This window comes from Sorangium sp. So ce367 (assembly GCF_051520455.1).
GTDB lineage: Bacteria > Myxococcota_A > Polyangia > Polyangiales > Polyangiaceae > Sorangium > Sorangium cellulosum_B.
Genome location: NZ_CP150334.1, coordinates 4189335 through 4210965, shown reverse-complemented (window position 1 = coordinate 4210965; position 21631 = coordinate 4189335). Strand labels below are relative to the sequence as shown.

General features: G+C 73.4%; 14 protein-coding genes. 7 read left to right on the top strand and 7 right to left on the bottom strand.

Annotated features, from left to right (window positions below; all coding sequences use genetic code 11):
* The first annotated feature begins 81 nt into the window (after positions 1-81).
* A complete protein-coding gene (locus WME97_RS16100; RefSeq protein WP_437552794.1) occupies positions 82-798 on the top strand; it encodes a hypothetical protein in 717 nt (238 codons plus the stop codon).
* Between the two features lie 46 nt (positions 799-844).
* On the opposite strand, the gene WME97_RS16095 is transcribed toward WME97_RS16100, so the two are convergent.
* The 3 genes from WME97_RS16095 to WME97_RS16085 form a co-directional block, all read right to left on the bottom strand.
* On the bottom strand, positions 845-2758 hold the full coding sequence (locus WME97_RS16095) for a L,D-transpeptidase (protein WP_437552793.1): 1914 nt from the start codon (positions 2756-2758) through the stop codon (positions 845-847).
* A gap of 165 nt (positions 2759-2923) precedes the next feature.
* Positions 2924-4288 (bottom strand): DUF1552 domain-containing protein, encoded by a 1365-nt coding sequence (locus WME97_RS16090; protein WP_437552792.1) that lies wholly within the window; start codon positions 4286-4288, stop codon positions 2924-2926.
* A complete protein-coding gene (locus tag WME97_RS16085; protein ID WP_437552791.1) occupies positions 4285-5991 on the bottom strand; it encodes a DUF1592 domain-containing protein in 1707 nt (568 codons plus the stop codon). Before WME97_RS16085 ends, WME97_RS16090 begins: the two co-directional genes overlap by 4 nt.
* 236 nt (positions 5992-6227) lie before the next feature.
* Here WME97_RS16085 and WME97_RS16080 point away from each other — a divergent pair, with 236 nt between their 5' ends.
* The 3 genes from WME97_RS16080 (at position 6228) to WME97_RS16070 (ending at position 10860) form a co-directional block, all read left to right on the top strand.
* Complete coding sequence (locus WME97_RS16080) at positions 6228-7697, top strand: hypothetical protein (protein WP_437552790.1); 1470 nt, start codon at positions 6228-6230, stop codon at positions 7695-7697.
* A 20-nt stretch (positions 7698-7717) separates the two neighbouring features.
* Entirely contained in the window at positions 7718-8308 is a 591-nt protein-coding gene (locus tag WME97_RS16075) for a c-type cytochrome domain-containing protein (RefSeq protein ID WP_437552789.1), read from the top strand.
* A 107-nt stretch (positions 8309-8415) separates the two neighbouring features.
* Entirely contained in the window at positions 8416-10860 is a 2445-nt protein-coding gene (locus WME97_RS16070; RefSeq protein ID WP_437552788.1) for a hypothetical protein, read from the top strand.
* 1 nt (position 10861) lies between these two features.
* Here WME97_RS16070 and WME97_RS16065 read toward each other — a convergent pair whose 3' ends face one another.
* Positions 10862-12418, bottom strand: coding sequence for a tetratricopeptide repeat protein (locus WME97_RS16065; RefSeq protein WP_437552787.1), 1557 nt, complete (start codon positions 12416-12418; stop codon positions 10862-10864).
* Between the two features lie 282 nt (positions 12419-12700).
* Here WME97_RS16065 and WME97_RS16060 point away from each other — a divergent pair, with 282 nt between their 5' ends.
* The 3 genes from WME97_RS16060 (at position 12701) to WME97_RS16050 (ending at position 17154) form a co-directional block, all read left to right on the top strand.
* On the top strand, positions 12701-13030 hold the full coding sequence (locus tag WME97_RS16060; protein WP_437552786.1) for a hypothetical protein: 330 nt from the start codon (positions 12701-12703) through the stop codon (positions 13028-13030).
* Between the two features lie 2112 nt (positions 13031-15142).
* Positions 15143-15880 carry an RHS repeat-associated core domain-containing protein gene (locus WME97_RS16055; RefSeq protein WP_437552785.1) on the top strand — a complete coding sequence of 246 codons (738 nt, stop codon included), beginning with the start codon at positions 15143-15145 and terminating at the stop codon, positions 15878-15880.
* Positions 15877-17154, top strand: a complete 1278-nt coding sequence (locus WME97_RS16050; protein WP_437552784.1) for a hypothetical protein — start codon at positions 15877-15879, stop codon at positions 17152-17154. The genes WME97_RS16055 and WME97_RS16050 overlap by 4 nt, the downstream gene beginning before the upstream one ends.
* A gap of 109 nt (positions 17155-17263) precedes the next feature.
* Here the strand turns inward: WME97_RS16050 and WME97_RS16045 are convergent, their stop codons facing one another.
* The 3 genes from WME97_RS16045 to WME97_RS16035 form a co-directional block, all read right to left on the bottom strand.
* Positions 17264-18712 carry a hypothetical protein gene (locus WME97_RS16045; protein WP_437552783.1) on the bottom strand — a complete coding sequence of 483 codons (1449 nt, stop codon included), beginning with the start codon at positions 18710-18712 and terminating at the stop codon, positions 17264-17266.
* A 314-nt stretch (positions 18713-19026) separates the two neighbouring features.
* A complete protein-coding gene (locus tag WME97_RS16040) occupies positions 19027-19935 on the bottom strand; it encodes a hypothetical protein (RefSeq protein WP_437299949.1) in 909 nt (302 codons plus the stop codon).
* Complete coding sequence (locus WME97_RS16035) at positions 19932-21470, bottom strand: hypothetical protein (RefSeq protein ID WP_437552782.1); 1539 nt, start codon at positions 21468-21470, stop codon at positions 19932-19934. Before WME97_RS16035 ends, WME97_RS16040 begins: the two co-directional genes overlap by 4 nt.
* Positions 21471-21631: the final 161 nt, after the last annotated feature.

Genomic DNA, 21631 nt, shown 5'->3' with positions numbered 1-21631 from the left:
CGGGAATTCAGAAGGGCGAGGGAGAGCGCGCCGCATCGCTTCGCCGTCGACCGCCGCGGACGGCGGCGCCATCCTGAACGCATGAACTTCCTGCTTCATCGCCACCTCGCCGCGCGCGACCTCGGCTCGGCCGCCGCGGGCGCGGCGGCGATGCTCCCGGACCTCTGGCGCATGGCCGACCGGCGCGTCAGGCCCTCCCGCGCGCCCGATCGCCCCGCCGCCCCGCCGCCCCGCCTCGCCGAGGTGCTGGCCGGCATCGACCACCACGTCGCCGCCGACCGCTGGTTCCACGCCGCCCCTGTCTTCGTGGAGGGCGAGCGCCGCCTCGCCGCCGCGTTGCGCGCCGCCGCGCTCGGCGCGCCGCGGCTCGCGCTCTTCGCCCACGTGCTCTGGGAGATGTGCCTCGACGGCGCGCTCGTCCGCAGGACCGGCCTCGCGCCGCTCCTCGACGACCTCCGCGCCGGCCTCGAAGCCATCGACGGCGCCCCGACGGAGGCCGCCGCCTCGATCCACCACTTCCAGCAGCGCGCCCCCTCCCCCGCCGGCGCCCTCGCCGATCGCGCCGCCTTCGAGTCGCGGCTCCGTCGCATCTGCGACGAGCTCACCCGCGGCCCCTGGATCGCCGGCTACCAGGACGGCGCCGGCCTCGTCCTCCGCCTCTCAGGCGTGCGCGCGCGCTTCGGCATGCCCCCGTTCACCCCGGACCAGCACGCCCGCCTGGCCGCGCTCCTCGACGCCCTCGCCGCCTCCGCAGACCAGGCGCTGATCGACCTCATCCACACCGCGCCGAAGCACTGAAGCGCCCCCCGCTCCCCTTCATCCAGACGGCGACCGCCTTTCCTATTTATTCGTGCACGATGATCGTCGTGCCCTCGCCCAGCTCTTCGCCTGTGTTGATCGCGTGCCATCCGGGCGGCACCGGGGGATCGGTCCACAGGAACAGCCGGTGGGCGTCGATGGGCGACAGGTTGATGCAGCCGTGGCTGCGCGGCGTGCCGAAGACGTCGTGCCAGTACGCTGCGTGGAGCGCGTAGCCGCTCGCGAAGTACTGGATGTACGGCACGTCCTTGAGGGCGTAGGTCCCCTCGCCGCGGCGCCGCGTCACGCCGTACTCCCCGTCGCCCTTCCGGGGGACCACCTTCTCGCCCGCCGCGGGCCTCGCCGCCGCGCTCGCGCCGGGCTTCTTCGAGGCGCGCTCCTTCGACGAGCCGCCCTTGTCCGGCTTCGCGCCGCGCGAGGCCGACGGCGCGTCGGCGGTCGTCTCCGCGCGGCCGCCGACGCTCGACGACTCGTTCGAGTCCATCGTCGCCGTGATGTGCTTGTTGCGGATGCGGAAGACGCCGCGCACCGTCGCGGTCGTGGTCTTGGGATCGGCCACCCCGGCCTGGCCGGTCGAGACCAGCGTGGCGTAGACCGGGCGCTTGCCCTCCCAGAGGACCAGCGTCTGGTGCGTGATCGACACCTCGATCCACTTCTCGCCCTTCTCGGCGACCTCCGGCCACGCCGACGGCGCGACCGCGAGCCCGACGTCCAGCTGGCTCACGTACCGCTGATCCCGGGTGCGGTAGTACTTCACGCCCTCGATCCGGCGCATCCTGCCGGTCAGCGGGACGATGTCCCGGAACGGCAGCTCCTTGCCCGGCGTCGCCTTGTCGCCCTGGATCTGGACGTCGCGAGCGCCCCGCGCGCGGACGAAGGCGAGCGGCAGCGTGAGCGCATCGGTCAGCTCGACGCCGTGCCAGGGAGAGCCGGTGTCGGGCTTGATCTTCGTCGCAGGCGCGAGCCGCAGATCGGTCGTGATCGCGAACCGCCGGCTCAGCGACTCCGGTCCCGTCGCGAACGATCCGATCAGCGACAGCCCGGTGAAGCGCCGCGCGCGATCGGCGAAGACCGCGTAGTCCGGGACCTTGAAGTCGCTGATGTTGCGGATGAGGCGCTTGCCGCCCTCGAGCCAGAACGGGATCGGGTCGCCGTCCCCTTCCCCGCCGAGCAGCGCGCCCTCGCCGAGCTCGAGCGAGTTCTTCCCCAGGCCGAGCTCGCCGAGCTGCTTGCCCGGAAGCGGCACGCCGCGCGCGTCGATCGCCACGTCGTTCGCGCCGAGGATGACCCGCTGCACCGTCGCCTTGTTCTCCTCGAACCACGACAGGTGCTCGTCGAGCTTGAACTCCGATTTGCGCTGCTCCTCGGCGGTGGGGACGCGCAGGTAGAGCGGCAGCACCGCGCGGACGAAGGCGTACCGGTACGGGAGCGCGGTCCTCAGGTTCGGCCCGGGGCCGGCGGCCTTGAGGATCGGGTCGTTCAGGTCGAGCGTCGCCTCCTCGCCCACGCAGAGGTAGCCGTGGGGCTCGATCGCGTACCAGCCGCCCGGACAGCCCGCGGTGCCGGCGGGCTCGGCGGAGCGGGGCACCCTGGAGCCGACGCGCAGGTACCCGAGCTTCTTCGACGTGTCGCGCGGCTCCTTGTAGACGGTCGCCACGAAGGCCGTCACGCCGAGCAGCGGCTTGTCGCTCGGCGGCCACGCGGGCGCCGCGAGCTCCGCGGGCGCGGCCTGCCCGTCGGTCGCCGTGAGCGCCGCAGGGGCCGCGCCTTCGCCCGCGTCGCCGGCCGGGGCCACGGCCCCCGCGTCCGCCGGGACGTCCGCGGGCTTGCGACAGCCGCACGCCGCCGCCGTGAGCGCCGCGAGGTGAGCGAGACAGAGAGCGAGGCGCGCCGCGCGCCGCGCGCCGTGAGGCTTCCCGGAGGACAGCAGGGCGCCCATGCGGGCGTACTTGCCAAAATCGGCGCGCGACGAAAAGCCCAAAACACGCGGCGGCGCGCGCCGGCGCTGGTCCCTCGAGGCTCCGCCCCGAACCCCGGCGTCCGCTTCGCGGCCGCTCTGGTTGCGCGCTTCAGCTAGCCCTGGCGGGATTTCCGGCGCGCGCACCTAGGCCAAAAGGCCCGGCAACACCCCCGTGCAGTAGGCGGGGTTGCCGAACGTCGACACGTCCACGCCCATCGCGTTGCACAGCGCGACGAGCAGGTTGTTGTGGGGATCGCCGGCATAGCGCAAAAATCTTCCAGTCCTGAGCGCCCCGCCGGCGCCCCCCGCGATCACGTACGGCATGTCGCGCCGCGAGTGGCTCTGCCCCTCCGAGATGTCCGTGCACCAGAGCACGAGCGTGTTGTCGAGGAGCGTGCCCGTGCCCTCCTGGACGGCGTCGAGCCTCTCGAGCAGGTACGCGAGCTGCTCCGCCTGCCAGCGCCCGATGTCGACGAGCTGCTGCTGCTTTTCCGCGTCGCCGATGTTCGAGTGCGAGAGCGCGTGGTGCGTCTCCGACTGGCCGAGCCACGTGAACACCTTGCCCGCCTGGGTCGCGCTCCACTGGATGGACGCGACCCGCGTGAGATCGCAGGCGAGCGCCATCGCGAGCAGGTCGGTCTGCAGCCTCCCGATCGCGGGGAAGTTGTCGTTCGCGTAGACGTCGAGCGGCTCGCCCAGCGCCGGCAAGGCGCACGCGCCGCCGAGGAGCGCCGGCACGTCGAGCCGCTGCTCGATGTCGTTCAGCGCGTGGAGGTGCTGCTCCAGCTTCCGCCGGTCCTCGCCCCCCAGCTCGCGCGCGAGGGCGCCGTAGTCCTCCATGACGCCGCCGAGCACCCGGCGGCGCAGGACGCGCCGCCGCGCGAGCTCCGCCGGATCGGCGCTGAGGTCCAGGAACAGCCGGTCGAACGCCGCGCGCGGATCGTCCTCGGGCGGGACCGGCTGGCCCGGGCCGAGGTAGGAGAGTCGCGACGAGACGTTGGCGTACTGGACCTGGACGCCGAGCTCGAGCGACGAGAGCTTCGTGCGATCCCCGAGCCTCGCGGCGAGGAACTGGTCGACCGAGATGCCCCCGCCCCAGCCGACCCGCGCGGCCGGGTTGCAGGCGTACGGGAAGAGGGTCCCCTCCTGGAGCTCCGTGCCCGTGAGCGCCTGGCCGATGCCCTGCTGGTGAGAGTCGCCCGGCCCGTGGTAGGCGGACTCCATGTCGATGCCCTCGACGACGAGGAGCTTGTCCCGGTAGGGAGAGAGCGGCGCGAGGATCTCTCCGAGCTCGAACGACGTCTCGGTCCCGGTCGGCTGCCAGGCCTCCTTCACCGTGCCGAGGCCGGTGAAGAAGACGACGAAGCGCTTCGGGAAATCGACGGCGCTCGCCGAGCCCGCCATGGCGTCGAGGAAGGGGAGCGCGAGGGCGAGCCCGCCGGCCCCGCGCAGGAAGGCGCGGCGATCGAGGCGCCCCCTCGACGCCCGGCGCTGTGCGGCGCCGCTCACGGCGCGCCCCCTGCGTCCGGCGCCGCGCGGCGGTAGCGGAACGCATCCGTCTGGGTCAGCGCCACGAGCAGCGCCTTGATGTTGTACCCGCTCTCGGCGAACGCCGCCTCGATCTGGCGCATACTGCACTCGTCCTCCGCCTGCTCGGCGCGGCCGTAGCCGAAGCGGAACCACTGCGTCGCGACGCACTGGCGCACCTCGTCGCTCTCCGCGAGGCGGTGCGCGAGCTCCACCGCCCCGTCGAAGGGCCCATCGACACTCCGGCTCGCCACGATCTCGCCGCTCGCGTCGACCGGGACGCCCTGGTCGACCTCCCGGTAGAGGCCAATCCCGTCGTAGCGCTCGAACCCGAAGCCGATCGGATCCATGAGCCGGTGGCAGCCAGCGCAGGCCGGGTCCGCCGCGTGCTGCTCGAACTGCCGGCGGGTCGGGATCCCTTCCCGCACCGGCGGCGGCTGGATGTCCACGTCGGGCGGCGGCGGCGGCAGAATCTGGCAGAGCAGCCGCTCCCGGACGAACTTGCCGCGGTGGACGGGCGAGGACTGATCCGGCTTCGCGAGCACCGCGAGCACGCTGGCGTGGGTGAGGAAGCCGGCGCGTTGCGCTGGGTCGAGCGGCACGACCGAGAGCTCGCCGGGCGCCTCCGCGCCGCCCGCGGCGCCCAGCCCGTAGAACGCGCGGAGCTCGGCGTTCATCAGCGAGTAGGGCGCCGTCAGCAGCGTCGCCACGTCGCCGGCGCCGTCCTCGAACACGACGTGATCGAGGAACGCCTCGGTCTCCGCCCGGAGGAGCGCCGGGAGCCCGGCGTGGAAGCCGGGGTAGACCGCCGGGTCCTTGGTGAGGGTGTCGATGTTCGAGAGCTGCAGCCATTGCGCGTGGAAGTTCGCGACGGCGGCGCGGGCGCGCGGATCCTCGAGCATGCGGCGGGCCTGCGCGGCGATCTGCGCCGCGGAGCGGAGCTCCCCCGCGTCGGCTGCCGCGAACAGCGCGTCGTCGGGCATCGAGCTCCAGAGCAGGTACGAGAGCCGCGAGGCGATCTCGTGGTCCGAGAGCGCCACCACGCCCTCGCCGGCCGGATCCGGCATGCCGTGCTCGACGCGGTAAAGGAAGTGCGGCGACTGGAGCAGCGCCTGGATCACGAGCTCGACCCCGGTCGAGAAGCCGTGCTCGTCGTTCCCGAAGGCGAAGAGCCGCGCGAGCCGCGCGCTCTCCGCGGGCGCGAGGGGCCTGCGGAACGCGCGCTTGCCGAGGCGCTCGATGAGCTCGGCGGCGCACGCGTCGGGCCCCTGCACCGCCGGGTCGCACCCCGGAAGGAGCTTCCCGAGATCCTTCGCGGCCCGCGCCGCGATCGCCTCGGAGGCCTTCATGAGCTGCTCGGCGAGGAGCTGCGTGACCCCGAGCGCCGCCGCCTGGTTGTTGAACCCGAGCGCCTCCTCCTCGACCACGAAGGCGTCGGCCGGCGCGCTGTCGTCGCCGAGGAGATCGCGGATCGTGTTGTTGTACTCGAAGCGCGTCATCCGCCGGAGCGGCGACGCGCCCGGCCGGATCTCCGCGCAGCGCGGCGCCTCGCCTTCCGGTCCCCCCGCGGCCCCGCCGCCGCGCCCGCCGGAGCAGGCGGCGGCCGCCGCCACGACGATCGCAAGCCCGAGAGAGCCGCCGGGGCCGCGCGCCGCGCGGCGGTGCCGTCCTCTTGACCGATCCATCTGCCCTCTCCCCTGGGGGACGCGCTGGCCTGCGATGCGATGCGGCGCTGCGCATCGGGCGACGACATTTCTCACGTCGCAGAGGCCCGTCAAGGCGCCAAGAAGACGAGGCTCGGCGCGCCCCGCGAGTTCGATTGTAGCGGAGTCTCGTAGCGACACTGCGCGTCACCCGAAATGTCGCTGAGCCCCTCGAAAGACGCTGGATCCAGCCGGGACATCGCCTGTAGGCTCGCCGCGTGCAAGCTTCGTTTGACGCCGCTGCCGGCAAAAGGCCCGCGCGGAAGCCGACCAGGTTCACAACGCTGTCCCTCTCGTTGAGCCTCTGCGGGAGGATCCTCCTTGGGCTCTCCGCCGCGACGGTCACGACGTTCGCGCTCTCGCCCATCGCGCTCGCCGCCCCCAAGGGGTCGAAGTCGATCGCGATCTACATCGAGGGGCCGAACGCGGACGACATCCGCGAAGACATCGTGTCCCTCGTCCCGGAGACGCTGAAGGTCGTGGACGACGACGCGTTCTCGAAGTCGCTGCGCAGCGCCGGCCAGACCAAGCCGGTGGGCGATGCGCTGGTGATGAAGGCCCAGCGGAAGAAGGCGCTCGACCGCATCCGCAAGGCGGGCAAGGCCGCGAAGGTCGAGGGTGTGATCTACGGCGTCTCGCGGACGAACAAGAAGAAGAAGAAAGAGGTCTACCTCGTCTACGTCGACGAGAACGCCGGCGACCTCGCGGTGGACAGCGCTGTGCCGCTGGGCGGCTCGCGGGACGACCGCAAGAAGGCGCTGGAAGAGCTGCTCGGCCCGACGCTCTCGCAGATCGCGCCCGCGGCCGCCGCGGCCGACGACGACCAGCCGAAGGACGGCGGCGACGACGGCGACGGCGAGAAGGACGGCGACGAGAAGGACGGCGACGAGAAGGACGGCGACGGCGACGAGAAGAGCAGCGACGACGGCGACAAGGGCGGCGACGACGGCGACAAGGGCGGGAAGCGCAAGCCCCACGACCCCCGCTCAGCGCTCTTCTCGATCGAGGCCGGCGTCGAGTTTGCCGGCCGCTGGTTCGACTACTCCGATCCGGTCACGCAGAACCTCCGGCCCTACGACGTCTTCGGTCAGCCCGCGCTGTCGATCTCCGGCGAGGTGTACCCGCTCGCGTCGACGGACATCCCGGTGCTCAAGGGCCTCGGCATCACCGCGGGGTTCATGATGGCGCCCGGCCTCAACTCGGCGGTGGGCGAGGGCGATCCGCTCGCCACGACCTACCAGCGCATCAACCTGGGGCTGCGGGAGCGGCTGTCGATCGGCGAGTCGTCCGTGCTCGGCATCTCCGCCGGGCTCCGGCTCCTGACCTTCGAGGTCGACGCGGCTGAGGCCCTCGCCAGTACGGTGCCGAACGTCTCCTACACGCTGGTCCGGGCCGGCCTCGACGCGCGGGTGCCGGTCGGCCCGGTCGCGCTGGCGCTCGGCGCCGAATACCTGTTCCCGCTCTCGTCGGGCGAGGTCTACGATCGGTTCGAGGGCGCGAGCGTGCAGGGCATCGGCGCGATGGCCGGGGTGCTCGTGCCCGTCACGACCGGCGTCGAGGCGCGGCTCCTCGTCGAGTACGCGCGGTTCTTCTCGTCGTTCGAGCCCGCAATCGGCGACCGGTACGTCGCCGGCGGGGCGATCGACCAGTACCTTGGGGTGCGGCTCGCCGGAGCCTATATTTACTGAGCGAGAGAGAGAGGTAGCACGTGACGTACATCGCTTTCCTTGGCGGGCGCACCGCGCTCGCCGCCGCCGTGATGAGCGGCGCCGCGTTCATCATCAGCTGCGCGGGGACCCTCGAGGACAAGGACCAGTACCTCGCCGGCGGCGACGGGCCTGGCGGCGGAAACGGCCAGGGCACCGGCGCGGCGACCGGCGGCGGCGGCGACCCTACAACCACCACCGGCGGCGATGCCGCGACCACCACCGGCGGCGACGCCGCGACCACCGGCGGCGACGCCGCGACCACCAGCGCGAGCAGCGGCGGCGGCGCCGGATGCGCTGAAGCGCAGGCGCTGGTGATGGCGAGGTGCGCCACCTCGGGCTGCCACGACGCGGAGTCGAAGCAGGCGGGCCTCTCGCTCGCAGCGGGGTGGGAAACCACGGTAGCGGCCCAGAATGCCTCGGCGCCGTGCGGCTCGGGCCCGCTGCTCGTGCCGGGTGACCCGGACGCCAGCCTGATGTACCTGAAGGTCACGGACGACCCGACGTGCAACAACCGGATGCCGCTCGGCCCGCTGCTCAGCGCCGACGAGATAAAGTGTCTCTACGACTACATCGCGGCGCTCTCGCAGTGAGGTAGCAAGGGAGCGTCTGGCCGCGGCAGCGGCGCGGGCGGCGCGGTCGTCCCCTCGATGAGACCGCCTCGTTGGCGCCCCCGTGGCCAAACGCTACGCTCGCCGCGATGCTGCGCCGGCGCTCGTTCTGGATCGCCGCGGCCGCCGTCGCCTACACCGCCTTCGCTGCGCTCCGGGCGTCCGGCGGCCACGGGCCCGCGTGGCTCGCCCTGCTCGGCCTGCCGGTGTTGCTCGCGCTTGGCCTCCGCTGGGTAGAGCGGCCGCCGCGGGGAGAGGACCGGATCGAGCCGGCGGCCCGCCGCGCAGCCGCCGTGTGCCTCACCGGCGCCGGGATGCTCGCCGCCGCGCGGAGCGGCCCCTCCGGGCTCGCGCTGATCGCGCTCGGCAACCTCGGCGCCGCGGCCGCGTCGATGGCCGCCCTGGTCGGGCTCGCGCGCATCGCGGGCCTCGGCGGCCTGCTCGAGCCTCCGCCGAGCACGCGGCGCCTCGACGCGGCGGCGTTCGCGTCGCTCTTCTGGACCGTCGCGGTCGCCCTGCCCGCCGTCTCCGCCGTGGCGCCCGAGCGCGCGGCGGATCTCGATCCGCTGCTCGTCCACTACGCCACCTCCGCAGCGTCGCTCGGCTCGCTCACGGTGACGCTCGTGGCGATCGCGCGCGTCCGCATCGCGCGGCGGCTCGAGCTCGGCGTGGCCGACCGGGTCGAGGCAGCGCTGCTGCTCACGGCGACCGCGCTGGCGGTCGGCCTCGCGGCGGCCTTCGTCGGCGTCGCGCCCCCCGAGTCGATCCTGCCGGTCACGAGCGCCGTCGCGGCGGTCTGCGTCGCGTTCTGCACCGTGGCCGCGGACGCAGCGCAGGTCTCGCGCGCGCTCCGCGGCACGCTCGCCGTCGCGACGCTCGCGACCCCGCCGGCGCTGCTCGCGGTCTACGCCGTGCACCAGGCGCCGCGCGGCGATCTCGGGCTCCGCGGCGCGCCGCAGTCCTCCGTCGGCGTCGCCGTGTTCGGCGCGTGCGCGCTCTGCGCGCTCGCGGGGCTCGCGGCGCCGGCGCTCGCGCGCCGGTTCGCGCCGGAGGGGGCGCGCTGGCTCGGGGCCTTCGACGCCGCGACGCGCGCGGCGATGAACCCGGAGCCGGAGGCGGCGCTCGAGGCGGCGCTCTCCGCGCTTCGCGAGGCGTCGGACGCCGGCGTCGCCGGGCAGGCCCCGCCGGCGCTCTACCTGCTCTCGCCGCCGGAGCAGGTGACCGTCGATCGCGCCGGTTACAAGCACACCGAGCCGGCGGAGGTGCCGGCGCGCCTCATCGAGCTCGCCCAGCTCGAGCCGGAGCGCGTCCTGCGCGTCGAGGCCGCCGAGGCTGTCGAGGTCCGGCGGCCTGAGGTGCGCCCGCTGCTCGCCTGGCTCGCGGAGCGCGACGTCGGCGTGGTCGCCCTTGTGAACGACGCGGAGGGCCCGATCGGGGCCCTCGCCATCCCCCGGGCCCGGCGCGCGTCGCCGATGACGCTGGAGGAGGTGAGCGGCCTGCGCGCGGTCGCCGACCGGCTCGGGGCGGTGATCGCGGTGTCGGCGATGCTGTCGGGGTCGCGCGGCCGCGAGGTCGCCGCCCGCCGCGAGGCCGAGGAGCGGGCGCGCGAGGTGAGCCGGCTCGAGCGCGCCGTGGCGCAGGGCGCGGGGCGGTTCCGCGCGATCGCGGCGCTGCTCGCGCGGCCGGCGCGGGCGGCCGCCTACAGCCCCGCCGCCCGCGCGGCGCTCGAGCAGCTGGAGCGGCTCGGCGTGGCCGGCGGCCCGGTCACGCTGCTGACGGCGCCCGGGATCGACGCGGTGGCGTGGGGCGCGGTCGTCCACCTGACCTCACCGCGCGCGGGCGGCCCGCTGGCGATCGTCGACGGCGCGGCGCCCGTCCCCGAGGGGTTCGCGCAGGCGTTCGCGCAGGCGCGGGGCGCTGCGCCGGCGCGCGACGAGGCGGCTGCGATCGAGGGCTCCGCGGGGACGCCGAGCGCGCTCGCGCTGTGGCGCGATCCGGACAGCTCGCCCATCGAGGCGGCGCGCGGAGGCACGCTGCTCGTGCTCGACGCCCAGGCCTTGCCGTCCGAGGTGCAGAGCTACCTCGGCGCGGCGCTGCCGGACGACGTGGGGCTCGTCGTGGCGGTGCCTCAGACCGTGGACGCGCTCGCGGCGACCGGTCAGCTGAGCGAGCGGCTCGCGGACCGGCTCGGCGACCGGGCCGTCGCGCTGCCCTCGCTGTCGTCGCGCGCCGAGGATCTCCGTGCGCTCGCGCTGGATCACCTCGCGCGCATCGGCGTCCGCCTGCGGGGCCGGCCGTTCGGCCTGGATCTGCGCGCGCTGCAGGCGGTGCTCGACCACCCGTGGCCCGGCAACGACGCCGAGATGGGCGCGGTCCTGCTCCGCGCGGCGCTCGTGGCCAAGGGCGACGTCATCGGCGAGAAGGATCTCGCGGCGATCGGCTTCGCCCCGCCGCCCGAGCCCGCCAGCGGGGCGGACAGCGCCCGCGGCGAGGCGCGCCGCGCCCGGCGGCGGCGCGCGGACCCGAGGGGCTAGGCTACGGCGGGGCCCGCCGCGCTGCCCTGGGTGGCACGCCGGGGCGGAGCTGCGCGGGCTGCAGCATGTTCTTCCGGAGGAAGTGATCGAGCATGTGCTGGCAGCTGGGACAGGGGTGCACGGGATCGCCGGCGTCGAAGTACCTCGACGCCGCTGCCTGGATCGCGATGCCGGCGTCGGGGATCTCGCGCAGCGCCCGTCGCGTCCCTGCTTCGTCCAGGGTGCCTGGCCGGAGCGCGTGCTGCCGCTCCCATGAAGCGAGGTAATCGCTGAGCGCCGCGGGCGCCGAGCATCGTCCTGGCTCCAGGGGAACGCGCGCCGGCTCTCCCCTGGAGAGCGCGTCGATCCATCCGCGGTACCACGCGGTGAAGCTGTCGTGGGTCGGGACGACGCCGAGGCCTGCCGCGCGCAGATCCGCCCAGACGCCGCCGGCGCGCGGGCCGCGGATCACGAGCACGGAGAAGTAGCCACAGCCCATGTGCGCGAGCGCGACGGTCCCGCGGACGACCTCGTCGGACTGGAGCGCGGCGCGCTGGGTGGCGGTCAGCGTCCGTGGGTCGGGCCGGTACGCCCTCGTGTGGGGGAATTCGCCGGTGAGGCTCTCGATCTGTCCAGGGCCGTCGAGCGGCAGGAGCCCGTGGTACGGGCCGGCGCCGGAGCTGCCGACGCGGGTCAGGAAGGCGGCGTAGTCGGCGGGGATGCGTGCGCCGCACGACGCCTCGATGCGCTCGATGTCTCGCCGGGCGAGCGGCGGATGGATCCGGTATCCGTGCTCGCGGGCGCCGAAGCGGTTCAGCCACGGATCGTGATCGCGGTGGAGGTGGTCGAGCGCCTCGGCGGCGCCCGCGACGAAGCCCTCGACGACCGCGACGGGCGCGGGATGGTGGAGCCCCTCGGCGCGCAGGCGCTCGAGCGACCACGCGGCGGCGGCGCTCTCCGGGTGCGCCCTGGCGTAGGCCGTGAGCCTGTCGTACGCGGAGGCGTCGCCGTCGCGCGCGGCGCGGTGGTAGGCGTGGATCGGGAAGGCGGTCGGGTGCGCCGGCTGCGCCTCGAGGACGGCCTCGAGGTGGCGCAGGCCCTCGTCTGTGCGGCCGGCCTCGCAGAGCATGGCGCCGAGGTCGCAGCGGGCCGATACGTCTGCGGGATCGAGGCGAGCGGCGGCCTCGAACGCGTCTCGGGCGGCGTCGATCTCGCCGCGCTCGCGGAGGGCGTAGGCCAGGCTCACGGCGGTCGCGAACGTCGGATCGAGCTCGAACGCCCGGCGGGCGAGCTGCACGGCGTCGTCGAGGCGGCCGAGCTTGCGGAGGATCATCCCGGAGACCCAGGCGACCTGCGGGTGGTCCGGGTGGCTGGCGCGGAGCGCGTCGAGGACGGGCAGCGTCTTTTCCAGAGCGCCGCGGGCCTTCGTGTCGAGGCGTTCGTCCGGGTAGCGTGCGAGGAGCTTAACGAGGCGGTAGACCGCGGCGTCGACCTCCATGCGCGCCACGTTCTTCGGCGTGAGCTCCGGGGCGCCCTGTCGCGGCGTGGGTTTCTGCTTGCGCCGCCCGGTCCTGGACATGGCGGGACGGTAGCCTGCCCCCGCGGGCACACCAAGGAGCGGCGGAGGCCCGCAGGGATCGCGCGCCGCCGGGGAGATCGGCCGTCGATGCCTCCGGGATCGCGGTCCGCTCGGGCCAGCTCTCGCGGATCCCGGAGCGGGCCGCCGGGGCACCCTGGCATGCCGGCGCCACGTGGGGGGACGCCCGCCGGCGTGCTCCGCCGCGTGGGGGGACCGCCGCGGGCGGCGTCGAGGAACCGCCGGCGGGTTGCGGTCGGCACACCCGTCGCCGAGCATGCCCGCATGGCGCGAACGGCCCCGTTTCCGAATGCGGCGGTGATCCCCGGCATGAACCCCGGCGTCTTCATCCTTGGCGGTGGCGGGGGCGGCGGAGGCGGCAACGGTCGCGGCGGAAACGGCCGCGGAGACGGCCAGGGCGGCGACGGGAAGAACGGCGGCAACGGCGCGCGTGGCGGCGGCAAGGACGCTGGCAGCTGCGGGCCGGGCAGCGGCGGCGGCTGCCCCAACCCCACCCATGGCAGCGGCGGCGGCACGCACGCGGGCGATCCGGTCGACCGAAGGGATTCCTGCACGTCAAGGTCGACCATCATGACGGCGTGCTCACGGAGGTGATCACCTCGCGCGCCATCCGGCGGGTCGACGGCAACGCGTTCGGCAGGCTCGACAGGATGGTCTGGGGCGCCGGCGGCGTTCACACCTTCCGGTACAACGACGACACCGCCGCGCTGCGCGAGCACCGGGACGCGCTCGGGCAGGTCTTCCGCTGGGAGCGCGACGCCGAGGGGCGGCTCCTGGCCGAGGTCGATCCAGCGGCGAACAGGACCGCCTACGAGCACGACGCGCGCGGGCTCGTCTCCGCCATGACCGACGCGCTCGGCGGCACCGCACGCTACGAGCGCGACGCGCGCGGCGATGTGGTGGCCGTCTATGACGACATGGGGTTCGTCGTCGGATTCGCCTACGACGCGCGCGGCCTGCTGGCCGGCGCGACCCTGCCGAACGGCGGTGAGACGCGCATGGAGTACGACGCGCTCGCTAACCGCATCCGCGTCGTCGAGCCCGACGGCGCCGAGCGGCGCATCCGCTACGACTTCCTCGGCCGGGTGATGGGTTTCGTGGACGAGCGCGGGCACGAGACCCGCTTCGCGTACGACGCCTGCGGCAGGCTCGCGGCCGTGTTCGGGCCGAGCGGCGCGGTGACGCGCTACGACTTCGACGCCGACGGCAACCTGGCGAGGATCAGCGACGCCGATGGGCGCACGACCACGCTGCGCTGGGGCGGCTTCCACGTCGTCACCGAGCTCGTGAGGCCCGACGGGAGCAAGGTGCGGTACCGCTACGACCGCGAGCAGGACCTTTCGCGCATCGTCAACGAGGCCGGCGAGGAGCACAGGTTCGAGCGTGACGCCGAGGGGCGCATCACCGGCGAGCGGACCTTCGACGGGCGGGAGATCCGGTACAAGCTCGATCTGTTGGGCAGGATCGTCCGGGGGCAGTGTGGCTCCGAGAGCGTCGACCTCGAGTACGATCCGCTCGGAAGGCTCGTGAAGCGGAGCACCTCCGACGGGCGCGCGGACGTGTTCGAGTACGATCCGCTCGGCCGGATCGAGCGCGCGGTCAGCGGCGACATCGAGTGCGAGTACACCTACGACCGGCGGGGGCGGGTGACGACCGAGGTGACGCGGCGGGGCGCCGAGGTGCTCGCGGCGTTCGCGTGGACCTACGATGCCATGGGCAAGGCCACCTCCGTGCGCGGGCCGGACGGCGAGATGAGCGTGCAGCGCGACGTCAGGGGGCGGCCAGTCGCCGTGCAGATCGGCGGTGAGAGCGCGCCGCTGCGCCTCGCCTACGACGCGCGCGGGTTCGAGGTCGAGCGGCTCTTGCCAGGCGGTGGCGCCATTGCGACCGAGGTCAACGCGGAGGGGTGGATGGAGCGGCAGCGCGTGCTCTGCAGACCCACCGCGCCGCGCGTCGGTCCGGGAGAGCCCGCGTGGGTGGGGCCGCTGCCGTCGCGCGAGACGTGGCGAAGGACGTACGCTTGGTCCCCTGCGGGGCTGCTACGCACCGACGAGGACCTCGGCGGCACGGTGGGAGAGCTGCTCCGCGATGCGAACGGTCGCGTCGTCGAGCGGCGCAAGGCGGGCAAGGCGGCGGAGCGGTTCCGCTTCACCGTGGCAGGGGAGATGGAGAGGGAGGGCGAGCAGCGGACGTACACGCCTGGGGGGCGGTTGACGGCGCGCACGACGGGACAAGAGACCGTGCGTTACGACTACAGCGAGCGTGGCGATGTGGTGCGGAAACGCGTGAGCGAGCTGGACGGCCAAGGCGACGTCCGACGCGAGCTCGTATGGACGTACGACTGGAGCGGCGACGGGCGGCTCATGGCAGCGCGAACCCTGGAAGGGAGAACGATCTCGTTCGCTTATGACGCCTTCGGCCGCAGGATCGAGAAGCGCGTTGCGCGGCTCGGGCAGGTCGAGAGCGTGACGCGGTATGCCTTTCGCGGCGACGTGATGGTCCACGAGCGCACAGAGCGAGCGCGGGACGGGGAGGCGCCCGTCGTGGAAGAGCGGAGCTACGTCACGCTGCCGGAGAGCGTGCTGCCGCTAGCGCAGCGGGAGGGCGCCGGGGGGGGCGTTCGGGTACTTCGTCCATGGGGCGAACGGGTTTCCGGAGGCGCTGTTCGGTGGGGATGGGCACGTGGTCGGAGATCTACAGGCCACGATGTACGGGCATGCGCCGGCGGAACAGGCCGCGCTGACGCCGCTGCGGCTGCCGGGGCAGTACGCCGACGAGGAGACCGGGCTCCATTGCAACGGGCACAGGTACTACGACCCGGCGACGGGAGTGTATCTCAGCCCGGAGCCGCTCGGGATCGAGGGGAGCCTCAAGCCGTACGCGTATGTCGACGATCACCCGATGGATTGGGTGGATGTCGACGGGCTCCTTCGCTGCGTGATCACCCGCCGCAACGGCACACAGGTCGTGCGGAGCAGCGGAGGCAGCGAGGAATCAATCCACCCCGCCGTCGCAGCGGCCTTGCCCCGGACGAACGCTCGACAACCAGGCGATCCAAGACCGCCGGAAGGCTGCGCCGAACCGCAAGCCCTCTCCGACCACATCAGGGACTGGGAACGCCGGACCGGCCGCTCATGCGCCCCTGGAGATCGCAACTGGCAAAGAAATCTCAAGAGCGCGCTCGGCGAGGTCGACACCATCCGCTCGGAAACCGGATCGAACGACGCTGTGCCGGCGTGCCCGAACTGCTCTCAGCTCATTCCGCGACTCTGGACGATGGCTGGACGACCATCGCCGAGCGGACGCGTGATCGGTGGAGGCACAAACCCGAGCCAGGGCTATGCATCCCATCCGACCAGCCACCTCAGCCGGCCAAACGCGCACGGTGCCATGAATCTGGGAACCTGGAACGTAGACAACGGCCAGTTTTCGAGGCGACGATGACCTCCCGCAAGGCGTTCCTCCGTGGCTTCGACACCATCAAGCTGCCGGCGAGCCTCGCGCTGCGGCTCGACCGCCGCGACGAACACACCGAGCTGCGCATCGACGGCGTCCGCGTCACAGAGCGCCCGGTCGGGCGGCGTAGCCGGGTGTCGTTCGATCGGAGCTTCACCAGGGCGTACATCGCAGAAATCGTATTCGAGCACCGCCTCGCCAAGCTCCGCGCCGAGGGGTTCGCCGCTGGCGGTCAAGCCGCCACGAGCGCGCCCCCCGACGAAGATATGCTCGCCGCAGCTCACCAGATCGGCGCACAGCTCGAGCGACGCGGCGATCCGATAGGAACGCTGATCGCATTCCAGGTCGAGCAGTTGCGTCAAGATGGAGACGACGCACGCGCCCTGGTGCACGAGCTCCTCGACTCGACAAAGGAGATGACCTTCGGCCCGATCCCTGAGTTCAGCGAGCCATGTGCGTGCATCGACGACGGCCAAGGTGGCCTCCTCGGCTGGGTCCATGACGAGGACGCTGCCACCCTCGATGAGGAGCTCCGACCGGAGCTCGATCTCATCGGCCGCGACGCACTCGGCTTCTCACCGGATGCCCCCGACGTCTCGCTCGGCGTTGTCGGCCTGCACCGCTTGCGTCGACTTCTGGCAAGCCCTGCCGGGCGCTCACTCCGGTCTCTTCGCCTCATGACCTTCGGCGCGCTCGGCCCCTTCCTCGATCTGCTCAACGCGCACGGGCGCGCGTCGCTGGTCGCGTCGCTCGTCGCTCGCGGGTCCGGTCCAGCCATCGGCGCCGCGCTGCCCGGCCTCCTGGGGCTGGGCGCGCCGGAGCGGACCCTCGCGACGTTGCTCTCTCAGCCCGCGCCGACGCTGCGCTACCTGACGGTATTTCGCGGAGACGACGACGTGCGAGGAGCCCTCGCGCCGCTCGGCCCCGGGAAGCTCCCGGCGCTCCAACACCTCGGGCTCTGGTATCGCCCCACGCGCCCCGAAGGGCTCCGTGTGCTCGCAGCACACCCCCTCGTCCAACGACTTCAGTCGCTCGAGATCTGGTCGACGGATGACGCCAGGAAGCTTCCGTTCGAGGAGCTCCTCGCACTGCGCCCGGCCCTCTCTCACCTCGCGCGGCTCCTCCTCGGAGGACACCTCATACCTTCTCAAATCCGGGAACGGTTCGCCAGTTGGCCCGCCGTCGAATTTGTGAGTCACGACCGCCGTGAGGTGATCGCGCTCGACATCGCCACCCTGGGCTGGGCGCGGGCGCTCCGGTGATTCCATGCCGGGCTCTTCAGAGGTGAAAGCGCACGCGCCTCACGCCGGCCCCAACACGGTGCCCTCACCCGGGCGCCCGGCAAGAGAGCGCGATGGGTCGCGAGGCCGCTCAGTAGAAGCGGTAACCGAGGCTCGCCGGCGCCGCGAACACCCAGCCGTCGAGGCCCTTCATGATCGTCGGCGAGACGCTCAGCAGGAGCGCGCCCGACGTCCAGCCCGCGCTCGGAAGGTCCGCGAGCACCAGGGACACGTCGACGCTCCCGCCGAACGCGAGCGTCTCAACGAGCGCGCTCTCAGGGAGGCTGCCCTCGCGCGCGTTCACCGCGACCTCGCTCCGACCGTAGTTGAGATGGACCACCTCGGAGGGGATTTCCCCCTTGATCCCGGTGACCTTCGCCTGCTGCGCCACCGGGCCCACGAGCCCCGAAAGGCCGAGCCAGAGACGCCCGAGGCGCATCGAGACGGAGGGGCCGCCGACAGCGAGATAGCCGCCGCCGAACCGGTAGCCGCCCAGCACACGCGCGCCAAGGTGCAGATCCTCGGAGAGCGCAACCCCGATGAACGCCTCCCCGCCGGCAAACGGCCCGATCGCCGGATCGAAGCTGGCATGGCAGACCTCATCGTCGCAGGGCGCGATGAGCTCCCCCTCCGGGATGTTGTAGCTGTACGAGTACGCGCTCAGATCGCCGAAGCTGCCGGAGTCCATCAGGCCGATCAACGCGCCGCCGGCCACCCCGGCCTGGATCACGAAGCTCCCTGTGTGCCTCGGCGAGGATCCGGAGCTCGGCTCCTGCTCCTCGGCTGCAGGAGGTGCCGCAGGCGGCGCATCGGTCTCCGGCCCCGCAGCAGCCTTCCCCGGCCCCGCAGCGCCCTTCCCTGGCGCCGCAGCAACCGCGCCCTTCTCAGGCGCCGCGGCGCCCCTCCCGGCCCCCGCAGCGCCCTTCCCCGGCTCCGCTGCGCCATCCCCGGCCCCCGCGCTCCCCTTCTCCGGCGCCGCCGGCGCGGGCGCTTCCGCCGCGGGCGCAGGCTGCGCAGCGGCCGATGCGTCCTTGGCGAGCGCCGGCACCGCGACGGTCTTCCGCTCGCCCCGCTTGATCGTGACCGACTTCTCCCACGGCTTTCTGCCAGGGGCGCTCGCGCTCACCTTGTGCTGGCCAGGATCGATCGGCCTTGCCTGACCCCAGAGCGCGCCGTCGACCGGCGCCCCATCCAGCGTCACCTCGAGCCCCTCGATCGCGGCCGCCCGCGGCACGCTCAGCGTCAGCCGCGGGAGCGACAGCTCCAGCTTCGCTCCCCTCGCCTTCGCGTCGGCCTCCAGGCGCTTGTTGCCCTCCTTGCGGGCCGCTGCGCCGAGATCGATGTACTCGGACCACGCCGTCGCGACCTTGCCCTGCTTCTCGTGGCACATCGCCAGCGCGAGGAGCGTCGCCGACCTCGGGCTCAGCCTGTAGCTCTCCTCGAGCTTCGGGCAGGCCTCCGCGACCTTGCCCTTCTTCATCAGGCTCTTGCCCTCGTCGAGCAGCGCCTCCGCCTGCGCGAACGCGAGGCCCGGGCTCACCGCGAGCGCGAGCGCGAACGCAACGCCCGCAAGACGCGCGCAGGAGCGCCCGCCGCGCGGCAACGCATCGAGACAGGAGCCGCGCCGCCGCGCGCGCCAGGGAGAAGCAAGCAACTTGTCGGAAGTCTCAGCGTCTTGCCGGTTCAAACGGTTCGTCGCTCCCAGGGCCATGCCCGTGAGGTGATGTCGAAGGCGCGGGCGCGAGGACAGCGCGCCTCTCCAAGGAGGACGGAGCGTACCACGCCCCGTTTGAACCGAGCAAAGCCGCGCACGGTGCGTGGAGATGACAGGACGGGCGCGTGGCGAGGCGCGGGTCAGCCGGCCGCAGAGCGCTCGTCGAGCAGCTTGATGCCGGCGGCGACCTCGCTGGCGAACGACTCGGCGAGCGCCCGGGCCTGGCCGAACCGCGGCGGGACTTCCCGGGCGGCGCGGGCGAGCGCCGCAACGGCGAGGTCGTGGGGCTGGCGCACGAGGACGCGGTACGCGAGGCTCCGGCCAGGAGGCGTGGCGACGACCGCGAGCGTCGAGGCCGACCACGCGAACGGCGGGTCCTTCCGCGCGGCGGTCGCGAGATCCGTGAGCGGCGTGCGCGTCATCCAGAGGGAGAGCGCCTCGGCGAAGTCCGGCGGGGCGAGCCCCGGCACGCCGTGGCCCATGTCCGCGAGGCCGACGCGCCGGGTCTCGACCTGGACGCCGCGCAGCTGCCGCCACCGGAGCAGCCGCGGGGGCGGGCGCTGGCCGCGGAAGCTCGCGCGGCCCGTCCACCAGGCGACGAGCGCGTCCGTGCGAAAGCAGTCGAGCACCCGCGCGAACGTCGCGTGCCGCGAGAGCGCGGACCCGACGTCCGCCGGCGCGGGCACGAGCTCGCAGAGGTCGCGCACGCTCGCGAGCAGGCGGGGATAGCGGCTGCGCGTGAGCACGCCGGCGAGCTCGTGGTTCGTGAGCTGGAGCAGGTCGTTCAGCGCGGCCAGGAGCGCCCACTCGGCCGCGCCGAGCTCCGGGAGCACGTCGATCGGGGCGATGAGGCGGGCGACGCGGACGCGGACCAGATCGATGCGCGAGCCGAGGTCGCGATCGATCGCCGGCGCGCCGTCGCCGAGGAGGAGCGCGAGCCGGACGCCGAAGGGGCGCACCAGGCGCAGCGGACCGCCGAGGACGAGCGGCGCGAGCACGTTCGCCTGGAGCTCGGAGAGGCGCTCGGCGATCGCTTCAGGCTGGGTCATTGGGGCGTCCGGCCAGGGCCCGGCGGCAGCGCCCTCGGCTCGGCCAGCGGCTCGGACGGGGCGAGGTCGCGCAACGGCCGGATGCCGACGCCGCCGAGCACGACCTCGGGCAGCTCGGTGGCCAGCGCCGCCGTGAGGCCCGCGGACGACACGGCCACCGCCGACCATTGCTGGGCCTCGAGCAGCGCCGTCTCGAGGGGGACGAACGCCTCCTCCGGCACGCCGATCGCCCCCCCGTCGCGCCCGATGAACAGCGCCTGCCCGGCGGGGGCGCCCAGCGCGCGGAACAGCACGCCGGGCGCGACCGCAGGGACCGCGTCGTACCCGGCAGGGATGTAGAGGCCCGGATGGACCTCCCGGAAGAACTCGCCGACCGGGATCCCCTCGATGCCCGTGGGGTGCCGGAGGAACGCGCCTGCCGCGGTGAAGGCGATGCGGGCGCGGCGCAGGGTCTCGGGGCCGAGCGCATAGGCGACGTGCCGCAGGAGCGGCATCTCCTGCGGCCGGATCCACGACGCCGTGACCGACCGCCACGGCTCGGAGCTCGGGACGAGGCGGAGCGAGAGCACGACCGACGCCGGGCGCTGCGCGTCGCCCTCCGCCGCCACCTTCGCCGCGACGGGCTCGCGGCCGAGCTCCACCCGGGCGAACGCCGCGACGTCACCCATCGCCGGAAGCTTCGCGATCTCCAGCGCCTCGCGGCCCCCGCCCCGGAAGAGCACGAGGCCCGCCTCGCCGAACACCGGGCAGGCGCGGAGGTTGACCGGGTGCCGGAACCCCACCTCCACCGCCGCGCCCGGCGCGACCGGGACGAAATACCCGAGCCCCGGCGTGCTCGTGAGCAGCGGGACCATCCGGGCAGGGATGGCCGGCACGCGGAAGAGGTACCGGAGCACCGGGGCGTCATCGAAGCTCGACTCCGGCGGCCACTCGCACAGGCCAACCTCGGCCTCGACGCTGCTCCGGGAGAAGTAGCGGATCAGCGCCGGGCCGAGCCCCGACTCCGCGAGCAGCCAGCGCGGGCCCGGGTCCTGCCCGGCGGACGGATCGAGGTGCGGCTCGAGCCGGAGCAGCAGCGTGCGCACGTCCACGCGCCGCTCGACCTCGTACGTCTGCGAGAAGGCGTTGTGATAGAGCGAGAGCGCCGCGTCGCTGGGCAGGATCTGCGGGACGTCGTACCCGAACGGCGCGGCCGCGTCGCGGTACTGGACGAAGTGCCGGCTCGTGCCGGTGAAGCTGTAGCCGCCCGCGAGCCGCGCGATCTCGGCGACACGGTCGAGCCGATCGCTGCTCTCGGCCGCGAACAGGAGGGTGACCTCCCGCGCCCCCAGCTTCGATCGCACGACCTCGACGACGAGCGAGCGGAGGATGTCCGCGAGCGAGCCCTGCCGCGTGTAGAGCGCCAGGAAGGCGACGAGCCGATCGATCGACGGCAGGAGGACGAGCCCCTTGGCGCCGAGCGCGACCCCCTTGGCGTCGAGCCCGAGGCCGGGCGTGCGCAGCCGGGTCTGGTGAACGGCGACGCGATCGAGCATCGAAATGGCTCCCGCCGCTCGAACGTAACGTGACGGTGAACGTAACGTTGAAGGAGCAGCGGAGCCGACGACCGTAGGAGGAGCCGCCGGATCCGTCAAGGGAGGCCCGCCGCGCGCGCTGCGCGGTCGACGACGTCTCCGGCCGGCTCGCCGCGTCCGCG